Raw genomic sequence first — 15744 nt, 5'->3', positions numbered from 1 at the left:
CAAAGTATCAAAACCAAAAACGCCGCGAACCACGCGGCGTTTTCTGTTTTAAGAAAGGTTAAAAACCAATATAGTGATCCGAAAGCAATGCAATGAACAACGCCAAAAGATGATAGATAGAGAATTTAAACGTCTCCATCGCGGTATTTGGCTCTGGTGCATATTTTAGCTTCCATGCATGGTACATAAAGCCAACATTGAGTAGTAGCGAGGCAAAAAGATACACCACGCCGACCATGCCAACCAAAACCGGTAGAACACAAACCAAAGTCAATAGCACCGTATACAACAGAATAGAAGTTTTGGTGTACTCAATGCCGTGTGTCACTGGCAGCATGGGAATATCTACCTTGCGGTAATCCTCGACACGATGAATAGCGAGAGCCCAAAAATGTGGTGGCGTCCAGATAAAAATGATCATCACGAGCAGCCAAGCATTCGCATGTAATTGCCCTGTTACAGCAGTCCAACCGAGAAGAGGCGGCATCGCACCGGCAATCCCTGCAATGACGATATTTTGGGGCGTAGCACGTTTGAGGTACATTGTGTATACCATCGCATAGCCGAGCAAACTCATCAAAGTCAACCATGCCGTCAGCGGGTTGACCATCGCATATAGAAGTACAAACCCTAAGACACCTAAAACTGTAGCGAAGGCTATCACCGATGATGGCTTAGTCTCACCCGATGGCAATGGTCGTTTGTGTGTGCGTGCCATTCTCGCATCAATTCGGCGGTCAATTAGATGATTAAACGCTGCCGCAGACCCGGCCATCAGACCAATCCCCGTTAGGCCAACTACCGCCTGCAACCAGGGGAAATCATCAACCGGGGCTAAGCTCATCCCTACTACTGCCGTCACCAACATTAACGCCACCACTTTAGGTTTCGTTAACTTCAAATAAACGGAACTTAGTCGCTTTCGCCCATTTAACGACAGCGCGATTTCTTTACTCATAGCGAACTCCTTTCGCGGTGTAATTCCAAGCCGTTTTACCCTGCCACAAGTAAAACTGGCTAACACAAACGAGACTCAACATAACAGCGGCACCAAGGTTGTGCGCCACCGCGACATAAATAGGAAGTTGAAATACTACGTTGCTTACACCCAGCATAATTTGGCACACCAGAGTGAACAACAACCACCCTCCGATTCTCTGTGAATGATGAGAATCTTGCCTCATAAGCCCAATACTATAAGCCAATACCACGGTGGCGGTAACAATAGCGCCAATACGATGAGTGACGTGTATAGTCATTCTTGCCGGATACTCCAAAACACCAAATTCATAATTCTCGAATCCAGTTTGCCAGAAAGAAAACGCTTCTTTCCATGAGAGATGGCTCATCCAGTCTCCCTCACAAATCGGCAGTGTGGTACACATCAGCGCAGCATAATTTGACGAAGTCCACCCTCCAAGGAGCACTTGCACCAAAACGACCAGAAAAACCAACAATGAAAAGCCTCTCAGAGAGCTAGAAGATGGAGAGAAATAGAGATTGTTTTGCGCTTTTAATTGGCAGTAAAAAATCGCCTGTAACGCCAATAAAACAAAACCACCGAGCAAGTGAAGCATCACGATGACGGGCATTAATTTAAGAGTAACTGTCCACATTCCCAAAAGTGCCTGCCCAATCACCAATACGCTGAGCAACATCGGAATGGTTGAATTTACACGCTCAGACCTCATTGATATCGCTGCCATCGCAAAAATAACTAAACCTAACGTTCCTGCAAAATAGCGATGAATCATCTCAAGCCATGCTTTCTCATGCTCTACTGCCCGCTCGGGGAAGTTCAGGTTAGCACGTATGACGTCTTCTTCTTGATGCGGCACAGAAAAGTGCCCATAACAACCAGGCCAATCCGGGCAACCTAACCCTGCATCTGAAAGGCGAGTATATGCCCCTAACATGATCACCACGAGAGTTAGCAGCAAACTGAATCTAACCAACTGAATTAATTTCATATGCACTTCCTCTAACCGACTCGTGACAGTTTTAAGAGCTTGCGTAAGTCCGCCAACATACCTTTATTCAATAGGACTAAGTCCTCATTTGGTTTCGGCGAGTAAGACATCACCAGTTGCCCAAGAGGATCAACGATCAACATTTGCCCAGGTTTCACTTTTGCGGTAACCAATTCATTCATTTGCATCGCTAACATCGATACTTCCATGGGATCTGAATGCTCAGTCTGCCAAACGACTGGCACTACTCGCTCTTGATACTTACCTAAAGCAACATGGCTTTGCTGAAGCAGGTAAAGCTGCTGTTTACACTGTTCAGTGCATTCGTTAGGCAATACATAAGCGAGTTGCCAACCATGGTCTTTGAGAGGTGACTCTTGACCAAGCTGCTCTAACGTCGTGTATGGTTCGACTAACTCGCCTCTATTGGTCACTCCGCTTTGATACCACCCTTGTGTGAGAATGACTTTTGCAATGACAGCGGGAAGCGCGAACGTACAAACCAGCGCAATCAACATTAGTCGTCCTTTGGTTACTTTAGATGTCATGCTTCACCTCCATGTGACGCAACTTTTTTTGCCAACGAACAAAAACAATTAAAGTCAGTAATAAGAAAACACCTGCCATCGAAAACCATTGAATCGAATAGCCAAAATGTTTGGCACTATTGAGTGGCAATGGATTCCAAGGAAAGTCATAGGGCCAACGAGTTAAATTGTCTGGCTGCAAGACTGCGGGCATAAGTTCAATATTCAGTAGCTGATTCAATTGCGCGATGTTTAGGTTTTGCACGCGAATAACATCGCCAACTTCCGGCATTAACTCTGAGCTCAGTGGATTAGTAGATTTTCGGTACAGGCGTCCTGTGATGAAAGTCGAATTATCGAGTTTGGTGACCGTTGGTAACACTGAGCGTTCTGCTCTTCCCTCGACAAAACCAAGCTCCAATAACGCATAGGCACTAGGCTCATCGCTCGTCAATACAATCTGAAATGCTAAATATCCCACACTGCCTTGATGCGTTTGGTTGTCTAACAAAATTACGGGAAACGCCTGAGGAACAACATTAACTTCCACTTTTTTCCCGAGGATACTTTCCTCTCGCCAGTCGTTGTCTTCAAGAACGACGCTTAGTGCTCGGTACGCACTATCCGCACGCGCGAGAATGGCTTGTTCCAATGCTTGTTTTTCTTGCCCTCTCTCAAACTGCCAAAAACCCAGTTTGACCAAAAGAGAAAACACAACCACAGTTAAACCAACTGCAACCCAAAACCGTTTCGATAGCCATAATTGTCTTGATAACAACAATGATGAAACCGGAGGTGCCATGTCCACCGTATTTCTATTCAAACTGACGCTTGTCCTTTTGCTGCTTTTCATTATCTTCAACCTCGCAAAAGCGCTTATCGAAATGGTTCGTGAAGACCCAGATAATCCTGAAAAAAGAGACAAACCCATGAGTCATTACTTAGGCCGTCGAGTCATGTTCTCCGCTTTGGTGGTCGTCCTTTTGCTTATTGCGCTCAGCTCGGGTTGGCTAGCACCAAACCCTCGCCCTTATTAGTCGGACCAAGAGTTCACAATGAGCCTAAAGTACGTAAACAAACACAAACAGACATAACCAAACCACATCCACGAAATGCCAATACCAGCTGCCCGCTTGAAAGGCAAAATGGTTCTTTGGCGAAAAGTGATCTTTAGCGATTCTGAACAGCAGCACGATTAAGAAGATAGTCCCAAGACAAACGTGTAAACCGTGGAATCCCGTCAACATGAAGAACGTGTTACCGTAAATACCGGACTGCAACGTGAGCCCTATGTCTTGATAAGCATGAACATACTCAACCGCTTGGTAATATAGGAAAAAGCCAGCAAGTACGATGGTTATCTCTAACCAAACAATCAGTGCCGTTCTTTTGTCTTGTTCAAGGCTTATATGCGCCATATGTAGCGTAATAGACGAAAATAGCAGCAAGATAGTATTGGTAAGGGGTATGCCCTGCCACGGCATAGCTTGTGTTGTTTCTCCCCCCGGTGTCAGTGTGAGTGGCCACATCGCTTCGAAGGTTGGCCACAGGACTTCGTTGGTCATGAAGTTATTATCTGCCCCACCTAACCAAGGCACAGAAATCATTCTGGCGTAAAACAAGGCACCAAAAAAGGCACCAAAAAACATCACTTCAGAAAAGATAAACCAGCTCATTCCTTGGCGAAAAGAACGAGTAATTTGCGAGCTGTATTTTCCACTCAGTGATTCAGTAATCACATTACTAAACCAACCAGCCAACATGTAAAGCAAGAACAAGAAGCCCACCGCTAGCACAATGCCACCAATGGTTCCCACTGCACTGTCACTTTGTGTCCCCTGGACGGTCATGCCTGCGCCAACAGCCACTAAAAACAGAGCAAATGCACCGATGATCGGCCAGCTACTTTGAGCGGGAACATAATATGTTCCTGGCTTGTTACTCATAATTTTTCTCCTTACTGACCAACCTTGGTCTGTATCTCTCTCCCTGAGTGGCTAAGAGCCTGTAGGAGGGGGAAGTTTATAGAGTGTGTAAGACAGCGTTAACGTGTGTATAGACTCCGGCAAGTCCGGTTCGATATAAAAAATCAACGGCATTTGAGCTTGCTGTTTACCATCCAGAGGCTGCTGGTTAAAACAAAAACACTCAATCTTATTGAAGTAAGCAGCTCCAGTCCCGGGAGAAACAGAAGGAACGGCTTGCCCCACCAACTTCTGCCCGCTTTCATTAAATGCAAGGTATTCGGTTTGCACGACTTCACCTGGGTGAACATCCATCGAAATCACTTTGGGTCTAAACTCCCAAGGCATATCTGGGCTGACATGCGCCATAAACTCCACGCGAATAGTTCGGCTCATGTCCGGTTGCATACCTGTCGGTTGAATGGCGGCTACTTCACTTGTCTTTCCATTGATTCCCAGTGCGTCGCACATCACGTCATAAAGTGGGACTAGTGCATAGCCGAAGCCAAACATTAACAGGGTCGCCAAAAGCAACTTCACTGTGAGCTTCTTGTTTGATGGATTCGGTTTCATGTCACTCACCCCACTCTTTGCTAGTCAATCTTAGGCGGTGTAGTAAACGTATGATGTGGCGCAGGGCTTGGCACTGTCCACTCTAAGCCTTCCGCACGTTCCCACGGTTTTGCAGAAGCCTTCTCCCCGCCACGAATACACTTGATCACCAACCACAAGAAGATCAGTTGTGACAACCCGAATGCAAACCCACCAATTGATACTATTTGATTAACATCAGCAAACTGAATGGCGTAATCCGGTATGCGTCTTGGCATGCCCGCTAAGCCTAGGAAGTGCATTGGGAAAAACAGGACATTGACGGAAATAATTGAGCACCAGAAATGCCATAAACTCAGCTTGTGGTCGTACATATTGCCCGTCCACTTAGGTAGCCAGTAGTATGCCGCTGCCATGATCGAGAATACCGCACCAGATACCAACACATAATGGAAATGGGCAACCACGAAGTAAGTGTCATGATATTGGAAATCCGCCGGCACAATCGCCAACATCAGTCCCGAGAAGCCGCCAATAGTAAAAAGCACAATAAAGGCAATGGCAAACAACATTGGCGTTTCAAATGTCAGAGCTCCACGCCACATGGTGGCAACCCAGTTAAAGACTTTAACCCCCGTTGGTACCGCAATCAGCATAGTGCAATACATAAAGAATAGCTCAGCAAAAACTGGCATCCCCGTGGTAAACATGTGGTGCGCCCACACAAGGAAAGATAACAATGCAATGCTGCACGTCGCGTAAACCATCGAATGATAACCAAACAGCTTCTTACCACTGAAAGCAGGCAGAATAGCGGAGATGATTCCAAACGACGGTAAAATCATGATGTACACTTCTGGGTGACCAAAGAACCAAAAGATGTGTTGGAACATTACCGGGTCACCACCACCAGCTGCGTCAAAGAAGCTAGTCCCGAAATATTTGTCAGTAAGAACCATGGTCACCGCACCCGCTAGTACCGGCATAACCGCGATCAACAAGAAAGCGGTGATTAGCCAAGTCCAAACAAACATTGGTAACTTGAACCAAGTCATTCCCGGAGCTCGCATATTTACGATCGTCACGATAACGTTGATCGCGCCCATAATGGAGCTGATACCCATGATATGAACAGAGAATACAAACAGCGCAGTGCTATCCGGGCCATAAGTCGTGGACAGCGGAGCATAAAACGTCCAACCAAAATCAGGACCGCCGCCAGGTAAAAACAACGAGCTCAACAAAATAAGAAATGCAAAAGGTAAGATCCAAAAGCTCAAGTTGTTCATGCGCGGCAGCGCCATATCTGGAGCGCCGATCATCATCGGAATCATCCAGTTAGCAAGACCAGTAAATGCTGGCATCACCGCACCAAATACCATCACTAAACCGTGTACCGTGGTCATTTGATTAAAAAACTGCGGATCGACTAGCTGTAGCCCTGGCTGGAACAGTTCGGCACGAATGATCATAGCCATCGCACCACCTGTTAGAAACATCGCAAAGCTAAACCAAAGGTAGAGGGTGCCTATGTCTTTATGGCTTGTAGAATACAACCAACGAGTGATGCCCTGGGGTGCATGATGCTCGTGACCATCATCGATCGCAATGGTACTGTTCGCACTGGCTTCTGCTGGCGCAGACTTCACTGCCTTATCTATTGGCTTACTCATATTTCCTCCTTAGCACTGCCTTGTGCCTTAAAGGCATTCACATCGGATGCTTGCACTGTATCGCCAGTATCGTTGCCCCATGCATTTCGTTGATATGTGATAACCGCGCCAATTTCTTTGTCACTTAACTGATTAGAAAAAGCCTGCATTGCGGTGCCCGGGCGACCGTTGACAATAATATCTATGTGCTCTGTAACATCTCCGGTTGCAATAGGACTGCCTTTAATCGCGGGAAATGCACCCGGAATCCCCTCACCATTTGCCTGATGACACACAGCGCAACGCGCCGTGTATATCGATTCGCCTTGCGACATCAATTCGTCCATAGATAAGTCTTGAGAGAGCGCTTCTTGTGCCGCCGCTTTTTGAAGCGCGAGTTCTTCCTTCTTACTCGCTAGCCATTCATCGAACTTTTCTTCTTCCATCGCATGCACCACCACTGGCATAAATCCGTGTGCACGACCACATAGCTCCGCACACTGACCGCGATATACGCCTGGCTCATCAATTCTTGTCCATGCTTCATTGATAAAACCTGGAATGGTGTCTTTCTTGACGGCAAAGTCTGGTACCCACCAAGAGTGAATGACATCATCAGAAGTCATCAAAAAACGCACTTTGCGATTCACAGGCAACACCAAAGGGTTGTCTACTTCCAGTAAGTAATGTGCGCCTTTAGCTTCGATTCCATCAATTTGTTTTTGGCTGGTGGCAAGCAAACTAAAAAACTCAACATCTTCGCCAAAATAGCTGTAATGCCATTTCCATTGCGAGCCTGTGATCTTGACCGTGATATCCGATTGGCTTGTGTCTTCCATTGCTACTAGAGTTTTTGTTGCGGGAATCGCCATAGCGACAAGAATGATGATGGGTATGACCGTCCAAATAATTTCCACTTTTGTACTTTCATGGAAATGTGCGGCAACTGCTCCTTTTGACTTGCGATGACGGAAGATGGAATAGAACATCACACCAAAAACAATCAAAGCAATTACACAGCAGATATAGAAAATCAGCATATGTAATTCATACACTTGCCCACTTATCTCTGTGACCCCTTTTGTCATGTTGTAGTCATTTTCCTTTGACCAACCAAAAGAGGAAAATGTGATTAAAATCACATTCAGTGATAAGGCTAGAGTAGTCGTTAATCTTTTCAAAAGATCTCTCCTCTGCTCAGCCGCTACGCCTACGCGAGCTTCCTTGCGTCCCGATGCAAATATCGAACAACTTTACGAAAAATCACAAAAACTACGATTTCGACACGGTTTGTTATATTTATGTTAAAAGGCTAGTTATAGTTCCAAGGTTCTTCAAGAAATTAAATATGATTAAATTTTGTTCGGATAAGAAAAATTAATTCGGTTTATCGATTGCCCTCTTTGAAATGTAATTGAGAACCATTTACATTGATTTAAAAGAAAACATTGAGATACTTACCAAACGAAGTGTCCAAGAAAGTAGGCTCCCCCTACTAAGGAATGACTGATATGACAGCACTAATTACGCAATGGCTAGAACGAGACCCTGACCCTAAGACTCGTGAAGAGCTACAACACCTCGTCGATACGAACAATGAACAAGAACTTACTGATCGCTTTGGCTCACGCCTTGCCTTTGGTACTGCAGGCTTACGTGGCAAAGTGGGCGCAGGTCCAAACCGAATGAACCGCTTGGTGATTCAAGAGACCGCCACTGGTTTTGGGAACTATTTGCTTGAGCAAGTCAAAGATGCCGCGAGTCGTGGTGTCGTTATTGGCTACGACGGTCGTCCCGATTCAAAACAATTCGCGCATGATACCGCATCCGTACTGACGGCCCTTGGTATCAAGGTTTACCTAACGTATGACGTTGCAGCAACCCCAATTGTCGCGTTTGGTGTCCGTACATTGAATGCGGCGGCCGCTGTTGTTGTTACTGCCAGTCACAATCCACCAGAATACAATGGCTTTAAAGTATATTGGGAGAATGGCGCACAGATTATTCCTCCGCACGACTCTGGAATCGCAGCGAAAATTGATGACGCAACAACGAAGCCATTACCTTTAATGTCTCTCGATGATGCAAAACAGCACGGTTTGTTAGTTTGGTTGGAAGACGACTACTACCAAACTTACCGTAAGACAATGAACGAAAACGCGCTGCTTACTCCTGACAACAATACCGATATATCTATTGCTTACACCGCAATGCATGGCGTTGGCGCGAATATGGCGGAAACGCTACTTGCCGACGCAGGCTTCCAAAAAGTGGCAAGTGTTAAGGAACAGCGCGAACCTGATGGAAGCTTCCCGACCGTCAACTTCCCAAACCCTGAAGAAGCCGGTGCAATGGATATGGTGATGGCATTAGGTAAGTCCGTAGATGCCGATATCGCTTGCGCGAACGATCCAGATGCAGACCGTTTTGCCGTGGCAGTTAAACGCCCAGATGGCGAGTATCAAATGCTAACAGGTGATCAGGTGGGCTCACTGTTTGGCGATTACTTGTTGGAACAGCAACCTAACGCTTTGGTTGGCAACACCATCGTATCCTCAAGAATGCTGAGCAGCATCGCTAAGGCGCATGGCGCACAATACTATCAAACATTAACTGGCTTTAAATGGCTTACTAACGTTGCCATGGAACAAGAGACAGAAACCAACCCATTCTTGTTTGCTTATGAGGAAGCGCTCGGTTATACCGTGGGTAACAAGGTGTGGGATAAAGATGGTTTATCTGCAATCGTCGCGTTTTCACAGCTAACAGGCAAGCTTAAAGCGCAAGGCAAAACACTGTGGGATAAACTGGAAGAGCTGTACCGCGAGCACGGTTTCTACTTCAACGCACAACGCAGCATCGCTCTCGACCCGAACTCTCCACCAATCGGCGACAAACTCCGAGCCAATCCACCAACAGAGATTGCTGGTAAAAAAGTTGCAGTAACCGAAGATCTAAAAACATCGGTTCGCATGTTTGACGACGGCTCTGAAGAATCCATTGACTTACCAGCAAGTGACGTATTGATTTATCACCTAGAAGATCAATCACGCGTGATTGTTCGTCCTTCTGGTACTGAGCCAAAACTAAAATGTTACTACGAAGTCATCAACCTCTTCCCTGCGGATATGAGCTATGAACAAGCACAGCAAGCAGCAGAAGCGAAGATGAACGAACTTATCGACGCGCACCAGCAAAGTTTGTAAGTCAAAGAGAAACATAGATATTTTATACAACAAGAGGCGCAAATTCGCGCCTCTTTTTTTGATTTTGACTAGAACAAGTCAAGCTAACCCGTGCTTTTCCCTAGCCTACAATTTCCTTTTGTAGAAAGTACTTCTGGATGCCTTCTGCAGGATAGCCTGAGTACTGCCCCACTTTCTCAAAACCTAATTTGAGATAGAACTCAAGAGCTTGAAAGCTGTAGGTATCCAAATAAACATGGGTAACCCCGTGAGGCTTTACTCTTTGCTCTAGCATCGACATTAATTGGCTACCGAGACCAGAGGTTCGACTTTCAGCGTCTACCCACAAAAACTCAACAAATACCGTATTTTTAAACATTTCGCCAGTCAAGCCACCCATGATCTTGCCATTCTCATCTTTTGCGAAACAGCCTACAGCATGCACTTCCCCTTCAGGTAAATGCAGTCGGTTATAAGATCGAATACCTTCACGAACAAAATCAAGGTCTGTTTGATCTGGATTTAAACAAAATTCAAGCTTCATATATCCTCTCCTTAGGAAACACCAATATCCTAAAACAAAAAGCCAGCAATTGCTGGCTTTCTGATGGAATATGATAACTTTACAAGGCGAAACTACTCAGCATCCACAACGCCAGAATAACAAACACTAACCCCATTAGTTTATGTTGATACGTGCGGAATTTTTCGTTCTCGAGCAGCCCTTTGCCCAATGTGCCTGCTAACCCAACAAGTAATAAATTGAATGACAAGCCAAGAACGTTCAACAATAACCCTAGCGCTAGCATCTGCTCACCAGAAGATGCCGTGATATTGCTTGAGACAAACTGCGGCAAAAACATCACAAAAAAGACTAAGGCTTTAGGGTTGAGCAAATTACTCATCAAAGCACGTTGATAATAAGTTGATGCCATTTTGTTTTGACCATCAAGCTCTGGAGCCGAAGATGTCTCAGCTCGTAAGCAGCCCCAACCCATTTTTAACAAGTAAGCGCCACCTAGTAGATGAAGGACTTTAAGGGCTATTGGGCTCATGGCAATCAGGGTAGATACTCCCATCGCAGCAAGCAAAGTAAGAATAACACCAGACGTCGCATTGCCTAAGCTAGCAAACAGACCGACCTTCTTACCGTAACTCATACTTGAGCTCGCTATCAGCAACATATCAGGCCCTGGTAAGAGCAATAAGGCGACAACTGCGGTGAGATAAACAGGAAGTACAGATAAATCAATCATGATGGAACCGCTTTTCTACAACAAGGCGGCGAATGTTATACCAACAAAATGACATCATCCAGCCCAAAATAGCCAAGATAAATCAAAAAATAAAAATCATAGTTTGCCCAGCTGAAAAATAGCAATCAATTCGCCTGTTTATCAAAATCGAATAGCAATTTTGTACAAAAATAAGCACGATGGATCCGTTACACTTCTAAAATGATTTTCTTGAGCAGACCGGATAAAGATGAAAGAAAAGAATAAGGAAATCGCTACCTTCAAGATAGCTCAAGAGCTCGGCGGTTTAGAACTTCTCGATGCAAAGTATGAGAAGCAGAATTTTTCACGCCATAGCCACGAAGGTTACACTATTGGTGTCATCGAAAAAGGGGCACAACAATTTTTTAGGACGGGCGGGAATCATATCGCGCCACAGGACAGCATCATCCTTGTTAATGCAGATGAAGTACACAACGGGCATTCAGCCTCGGAAGGCGGCTGGGAATACAAAGCAATGTACCCCGTACCTCAGCAGTTTCAAACTTTAGGACAAGAGCTTGGCTCACCAAATGTAGCTCTGCCCTATTTCCCTCAGCCTGTGGTTTACGATCCTGAGCTGGCTAGTCAGTTACGATTGGTATTTGAAACACTAGAAAAATCAGACAACCGTTTATTGAGAGAAACTTTGGTTTACGGCACGTTGATCAAGCTAGCCAGTAAACACAGCACTCATCGGGCACCACTGAAAGAATCAACCAGAGCTCAGCGACAAGTGCAGCTAGTCAGAGAATTTTTGGAAGACTTTCCACAAACGGACGTCTCACTAGAAGAACTCGCCAAACTGTCTGGATTAAGCCCTTTTCATCTGCTGAGAGAGTTTCAAAAGCAATTTGGCTTTCCGCCTCATGCCTATCAAATTCAGCAACGTTTACGTATGGCGAAGAAGCTACTAAAAATGGGACAAAAAATTTCAGACGTGGCACAAGAATGCGGCTTCCATGATCAAAGCCATCTGCATCGACACTTTAAAAAAGCCATGGGCGTCACTCCCGGCCAATACGTCCGTCACAGCTAAAGCAGCAATATTGTACAAGGCGTTATGCGACTACCGAGCTATCTTGGTAATCTGATTTAGGAATAAATAAGAAGAAACTATGGACCACACTTTGCCGTTACAAAAAGAATCAAAAGCCACGCTATTTTGGCAAGGTACACTTGCGATGATGCCTCTGAGTATCGCAGTGCTCCCTTGGGGCTTACTCGCAGGCTCATTCGCAATTGATACTGGGCTTCACCCTTTGGAAGGACAAGCACTATCCGCCATTTTGTTCGCAGGTTCTGCACAGCTCGTCGCGATGGGAATGATTAAAACGGGAGCAGGTCTAGTGACCATGTTACTGACAACGTTTTTTATCACCTCTCGACACTTCCTCTACAGTGTATCGATGCGCAGTAAAATTTCACCGCTCCCTCTAAAATGGCGATTATCACTCGGCTTCTTACTTACTGACGAGCTGTTTGCGATTGTAGGCCACCATTCCGATAAACAATTTAATCGCTGGTATGCACTTGGGGCTGGTCTGAGTTTTTACCTGTTTTGGAATGTCGCGACATTGACGGGCATTATTGCGGGAAGTCTAATCCCTGAACTGAACGAAATGGGTTTGGAATTTGCTGTGGCCGCAACTTTTATCGCAATTGTGGTTCCGACTATTAAAAATGCAGCGGTGCTCGCGAGTGTTCTTGTGGCTTTGGTGAGCTCGGTTGCCCTAACCTATTATCAAATTGAGGGAAGTTTGATGATTTCAAGCATTTTAGCCATGCTTACTGGTTACTTTGTGGAACAAGTAAAGGAGAAACGCTAATGATCATGTTGGCTATTTTACTGATGACGGTACTTGTTTTCACCAGCCGCTACTTGTTTTTAGAACCCAAGCTGCCATTGCGATTAGGGACGCGCACTCAAAAAGTACTCAATTACGCTAGCCCAGCAGTACTGACTGCGATCTGGGCACCTATCGTTTTCATTCCCGATGGGGAGCTCAGCGTCAATGTGCAAAACCCATTTTTACTGGCTGCCGTACTGGCTGCTTTAATCGCGTATTTTACTAAAAATGTTCTTTTAACGACGGTTATCAGTATGGTGGTATTTCTCGTTCTACGAATTTGGCTTTAATCCGCCAACCACTCAATCTCCAACAAGGTGACATCGCCACACTTTAATCGACCAAGGAAGATGTCACCTTCATGTACCTCACCAACGCCCTTTGGTGTACCAGTCATCACTACATCGCCATCTTGAAGTGTTGTGTAACTGGTTAATTCATCCAGGATAGTTAGCGGCGGGTAGAGCATTTGGTTAACGTGACCTTTTTGTACACGAACACAGTTAATTAAGAGCTCAAGGTTAAGATCGTTGATATCAATGTTATCCAAAGAGACAAACCGACTAAACACAGCAGAGCCATCAAATGCCTTAGCACGCTCCCACGGCAACCCCTGATTTTTAAGCGAGGATTGCAAACCACGCTTGGTCAGATCCAATCCCAAACCAACCGCTGAATAACGTCCATCCTTGATCAAAAAGCAGATTTCAGCCTCATAATGAAGGGGCTCTTGATGGAATGAACGCAGAGTTGTTGATACGGAAGTTGCGGGTTTATTAAATACCACCATTTGCTCAGGCATTGCATTATTAAGCTCATGAATGTGTTCAACGTAATTTCGTCCAACACAAAGCACTTTACCCACTTCTACTTTCTTTTCTTCAACTTGAATAACACTCATCATTCTTCCCTGCAAAACAAAAATCCCATCATAATCTAACCTATTGACTTAACGACACTAAATAGCAACCTCTAGTGTAAAAAATAAGACATTCACCCCGTTTTGAGTTTTGTATCATCTAATTGAAACAGCAAAGTATTTGTAAAACAAATAGACAAAAAAGCCAGCACGAGGCTGGCTTTAGATCAATGAGCTTGAATAATAGTTCTCGCTAAACCCTATTATAGGTAGTAACGAGCACCTAACGCCCATTTGTCATCAGTTTCACGACCATTGTCGTCATTTAGGTCAAACTGGTAACCCGCGTAACCAACAAATTTAGGCGTGAAGTTATATTCTGCTTGTAGTGCCATTTCTTCACGAGCAGTTTCTGTTTTAGAGCTCTTAAACTCTTTACCTTCCACCATCTCATAGTTAACACTCAAGTTTAGGCTGTTCGCCAGAGCGTATGCGATGATCGCCTCGTACGCATCACTTTCTTCTAAACGGTCGCCTTTTGCACTGAAGTTCATGTTTTCGTTTGAACCATAAACCGCAGCAAGGAATAGGCCTTGTCCGTACGCACCGTAAGATGCTGATACAACGTGTGATTCCGCCGTGTGCTTACCTGCATATGCAGGGTGCTGGAAATCACCGCCATTGTAAGAGTAACCGATTTTAGCGCCCATGATTGAGTAAGAAAGCGCAGCTTGCACACGGTCATCGTATTTGGCACCGCCAGTTATAACTCCAGCATCGTTGCGTGTGTAATCATCGTTTGCACCCTGCCAACCAAGACCAAAGTTGATCACCCCCGCTTCACCCAACTCGATGGCATTACGGTAAGAAAGCATTTTATCCGCACGGCCTGTGCCAAGGTTTCCATGATCGTCATAGATGAAGTCGTTGGCAAACGCGATTGGCATATCTGCAATACCTGCGACATCGTAGTAAGGTGACCATTGCGTACCACCTACTGCACGACCATAAACCTCATGCGTTACACCTAAGTAACCTAGACGAGTTTTAAACGACTCTTCACCACCGTCTAAGTAGTTTAGCGCCCATTCACCACGTGCGTCTGCGGTGAAGCCATTACCCAAATCCTGTGTCGCAGAGATATTGATACGAGGAGAGTTAGTACCCACATCCGTGTCACCTTGCTCTGATCCATTTAAATTAACAGAAACGTGGCCGCCCATCGAAAATGTTGTGCCATCGTTATTATATAGTTCCACTGCAACTGCTTGAGTACCGAAGGTTGCTGCCGCGATTGCCGCTGCTAATAATTTTTTATTCATTTCTAAATCCATTACTTATTAGTTGGTTAGTCAGTTTTAGACCCGGCTTTGGTTCACTTTCGTAAAAACGAAATGATGAACAAAGAGAGGAATACAAAGGCTATCCGAGGCATCGTTTCCACCAGATTAGTTTTACCTTTGTGTAACAACTGCCGACACTTTATTTGATTAGTTCCTGACAACCGAGTGAAAAGATCTCAGACAAAACCTAAAAAGCAATCGTTTACTTAGCCTTCAAGAAATCGAGAAATAAAAACCTTACAATAAGAAATGCTTTAGAGAGAGTTAGCTCACAAATAGCTGATGATTCGCTATTTTTAGGCCAAACTTCCCTGCCAAATTGAAATGTTTACTTACATTTAGGGTCAAGAAACAATTCAGGAACTTTTTGAAAAAAACACAGTCTTCAACGGAGAGGAAAAAACCTCAAAAAAGATAAACCTTTCTTTTTATAAGTGGTATGAGAAGGGGCACTTATTCTTTCCAGCAATAAAAGTGCAATCAAATCATAACTTAACAGAAATCTATCTTTCATTTTCAGCCTTTACCTTAGCGTCATCAACACATCGGGCAAGAAAGCCCATCGATT

The 15744-nt window shown here is 44.9% G+C and carries 17 protein-coding genes; 5 read left to right on the top strand and 12 right to left on the bottom strand.

Annotated features, from left to right (window positions below; genetic code table 11):
- Positions 1-58 precede the first annotated feature (58 nt).
- The 4 genes from cyoE to R7Q47_RS02920 are packed head-to-tail and all read right to left on the bottom strand — an operon-like array spanning position 59 to position 3299.
- Complete coding sequence (cyoE, locus tag R7Q47_RS02935) at positions 59-958, bottom strand: heme o synthase (RefSeq protein ID WP_005375639.1); 900 nt, start codon at positions 956-958, stop codon at positions 59-61.
- Complete coding sequence (locus tag R7Q47_RS02930) at positions 951-1970, bottom strand: COX15/CtaA family protein (protein ID WP_005385220.1); 1020 nt, start codon at positions 1968-1970, stop codon at positions 951-953. Before R7Q47_RS02930 ends, cyoE begins: the two co-directional genes overlap by 8 nt.
- An 11-nt stretch (positions 1971-1981) precedes the next feature.
- Positions 1982-2518 carry a hypothetical protein gene (locus R7Q47_RS02925; RefSeq protein ID WP_017635864.1) on the bottom strand — a complete coding sequence of 179 codons (537 nt, stop codon included), beginning with the start codon at positions 2516-2518 and terminating at the stop codon, positions 1982-1984.
- Complete coding sequence (locus R7Q47_RS02920) at positions 2508-3299, bottom strand: SURF1 family protein (protein ID WP_033906819.1); 792 nt, start codon at positions 3297-3299, stop codon at positions 2508-2510. Before R7Q47_RS02920 ends, R7Q47_RS02925 begins: the two co-directional genes overlap by 11 nt.
- Here R7Q47_RS02920 and R7Q47_RS02915 point away from each other — a divergent pair.
- A complete protein-coding gene (locus R7Q47_RS02915; protein WP_005375504.1) occupies positions 3298-3534 on the top strand; it encodes a DUF2909 domain-containing protein in 237 nt (78 codons plus the stop codon). The two genes, R7Q47_RS02920 and R7Q47_RS02915, sit on opposite strands and share 2 nt — an antisense overlap.
- A gap of 24 nt (positions 3535-3558) precedes the next feature.
- Here the strand turns inward: R7Q47_RS02915 and R7Q47_RS02910 are convergent, their stop codons facing one another.
- From R7Q47_RS02910 to coxB, 4 genes are read right to left on the bottom strand one after another with little or no spacing between them, the layout of a single operon-like run.
- Entirely contained in the window at positions 3559-4443 is an 885-nt protein-coding gene (locus R7Q47_RS02910) for a cytochrome c oxidase subunit 3 (protein ID WP_318088585.1), read from the bottom strand.
- A gap of 51 nt (positions 4444-4494) precedes the next feature.
- On the bottom strand, positions 4495-5034 hold the full coding sequence (locus R7Q47_RS02905) for a cytochrome c oxidase assembly protein (protein WP_017821600.1): 540 nt from the start codon (positions 5032-5034) through the stop codon (positions 4495-4497).
- 20 nt (positions 5035-5054) lie between these two features.
- Positions 5055-6686: a cytochrome c oxidase subunit I gene (gene ctaD / locus R7Q47_RS02900; RefSeq protein ID WP_005375510.1), complete on the bottom strand. Its 1632-nt coding sequence runs from the start codon at positions 6684-6686 to the stop codon at positions 5055-5057.
- Positions 6683-7846: a cytochrome c oxidase subunit II gene (coxB, locus tag R7Q47_RS02895; RefSeq protein ID WP_005385208.1), complete on the bottom strand. Its 1164-nt coding sequence runs from the start codon at positions 7844-7846 to the stop codon at positions 6683-6685. Before coxB ends, ctaD begins: the two co-directional genes overlap by 4 nt.
- A gap of 330 nt (positions 7847-8176) precedes the next feature.
- Here coxB and R7Q47_RS02890 point away from each other — a divergent pair, with 330 nt between their 5' ends.
- A complete protein-coding gene (locus R7Q47_RS02890; protein ID WP_318088583.1) occupies positions 8177-9871 on the top strand; it encodes a phospho-sugar mutase in 1695 nt (564 codons plus the stop codon).
- Positions 9872-9971: 100 nt separating this feature from the next.
- Here the strand turns inward: R7Q47_RS02890 and R7Q47_RS02885 are convergent, their stop codons facing one another.
- Positions 9972-10394: a GNAT family N-acetyltransferase gene (locus R7Q47_RS02885; protein ID WP_213876042.1), complete on the bottom strand. Its 423-nt coding sequence runs from the start codon at positions 10392-10394 to the stop codon at positions 9972-9974.
- Between the two features lie 79 nt (positions 10395-10473).
- Entirely contained in the window at positions 10474-11106 is a 633-nt protein-coding gene (locus R7Q47_RS02880) for a LysE family translocator (RefSeq protein WP_213876040.1), read from the bottom strand.
- Between the two features lie 229 nt (positions 11107-11335).
- On the opposite strand from R7Q47_RS02880, the gene R7Q47_RS02875 reads away from it, so the two are divergent.
- The 3 genes from R7Q47_RS02875 to R7Q47_RS02865 all read left to right on the top strand — a co-directional run bounded on the left by R7Q47_RS02875 (position 11336) and on the right by R7Q47_RS02865 (position 13264).
- A complete protein-coding gene (locus R7Q47_RS02875) occupies positions 11336-12163 on the top strand; it encodes an AraC family transcriptional regulator (protein ID WP_005385198.1) in 828 nt (275 codons plus the stop codon).
- A gap of 79 nt (positions 12164-12242) precedes the next feature.
- Positions 12243-12953 carry an AzlC family ABC transporter permease gene (locus tag R7Q47_RS02870; protein WP_042521500.1) on the top strand — a complete coding sequence of 237 codons (711 nt, stop codon included), beginning with the start codon at positions 12243-12245 and terminating at the stop codon, positions 12951-12953.
- Positions 12953-13264, top strand: coding sequence for an AzlD domain-containing protein (locus R7Q47_RS02865; protein WP_005385193.1), 312 nt, complete (start codon positions 12953-12955; stop codon positions 13262-13264). The genes R7Q47_RS02870 and R7Q47_RS02865 overlap by 1 nt, the downstream gene beginning before the upstream one ends.
- On the opposite strand, the gene R7Q47_RS02860 is transcribed toward R7Q47_RS02865, so the two are convergent.
- Positions 13261-13875 carry a fumarylacetoacetate hydrolase family protein gene (locus tag R7Q47_RS02860; protein WP_017635857.1) on the bottom strand — a complete coding sequence of 205 codons (615 nt, stop codon included), beginning with the start codon at positions 13873-13875 and terminating at the stop codon, positions 13261-13263. The genes R7Q47_RS02865 and R7Q47_RS02860 overlap by 4 nt on opposite strands.
- 221 nt (positions 13876-14096) lie before the next feature.
- On the bottom strand, positions 14097-15155 hold the full coding sequence (locus R7Q47_RS02855; protein ID WP_053303773.1) for a porin: 1059 nt from the start codon (positions 15153-15155) through the stop codon (positions 14097-14099).
- Between the last annotated feature and the right edge of the window lie 589 nt (positions 15156-15744).

It is taken from the genome of Vibrio sp. Vb0349, from assembly GCF_033338975.1.
Note: the sequence above shows the minus strand (reverse complement) of the source record. Positions and strands in the feature narration are given on the sequence as shown.

Bases quoted from the DNA above. Each gene is read 5' to 3' on its own strand.
- cyoE (WP_005375639.1), bottom strand. From the start codon at position 958: ATGAGTAAAGAAATCGCGCTGTCGTTAAATGGGCGAAAGCGACTAAGT.
- R7Q47_RS02930 (WP_005385220.1), bottom strand. From the start codon at position 1,970: ATGAAATTAATTCAGTTGGTTAGATTCAGTTTGCTGCTAACTCTCGTG.
- R7Q47_RS02925 (WP_017635864.1), bottom strand. From the start codon at position 2,518: ATGACATCTAAAGTAACCAAAGGACGACTAATGTTGATTGCGCTGGTT.
- R7Q47_RS02915 (WP_005375504.1), top strand. From the start codon at position 3,298: ATGTCCACCGTATTTCTATTCAAACTGACGCTTGTCCTTTTGCTGCTT.
- R7Q47_RS02920 (WP_033906819.1), bottom strand. From the start codon at position 3,299: ATGGCACCTCCGGTTTCATCATTGTTGTTATCAAGACAATTATGGCTA.
- R7Q47_RS02910 (WP_318088585.1), bottom strand. From the start codon at position 4,443: ATGAGTAACAAGCCAGGAACATATTATGTTCCCGCTCAAAGTAGCTGG.
- R7Q47_RS02905 (WP_017821600.1), bottom strand. From the start codon at position 5,034: ATGAAACCGAATCCATCAAACAAGAAGCTCACAGTGAAGTTGCTTTTG.
- ctaD (WP_005375510.1), bottom strand. From the start codon at position 6,686: ATGAGTAAGCCAATAGATAAGGCAGTGAAGTCTGCGCCAGCAGAAGCC.
- R7Q47_RS02890 (WP_318088583.1), top strand. From the start codon at position 8,177: ATGACAGCACTAATTACGCAATGGCTAGAACGAGACCCTGACCCTAAG.
- R7Q47_RS02885 (WP_213876042.1), bottom strand. From the start codon at position 10,394: ATGAAGCTTGAATTTTGTTTAAATCCAGATCAAACAGACCTTGATTTT.
- R7Q47_RS02880 (WP_213876040.1), bottom strand. From the start codon at position 11,106: ATGATTGATTTATCTGTACTTCCTGTTTATCTCACCGCAGTTGTCGCC.
- R7Q47_RS02875 (WP_005385198.1), top strand. From the start codon at position 11,336: ATGAAAGAAAAGAATAAGGAAATCGCTACCTTCAAGATAGCTCAAGAG.
- R7Q47_RS02870 (WP_042521500.1), top strand. From the start codon at position 12,243: ATGGACCACACTTTGCCGTTACAAAAAGAATCAAAAGCCACGCTATTT.
- R7Q47_RS02865 (WP_005385193.1), top strand. From the start codon at position 12,953: ATGATCATGTTGGCTATTTTACTGATGACGGTACTTGTTTTCACCAGC.
- R7Q47_RS02860 (WP_017635857.1), bottom strand. From the start codon at position 13,875: ATGAGTGTTATTCAAGTTGAAGAAAAGAAAGTAGAAGTGGGTAAAGTG.
- R7Q47_RS02855 (WP_053303773.1), bottom strand. From the start codon at position 15,155: ATGAATAAAAAATTATTAGCAGCGGCAATCGCGGCAGCAACCTTCGGT.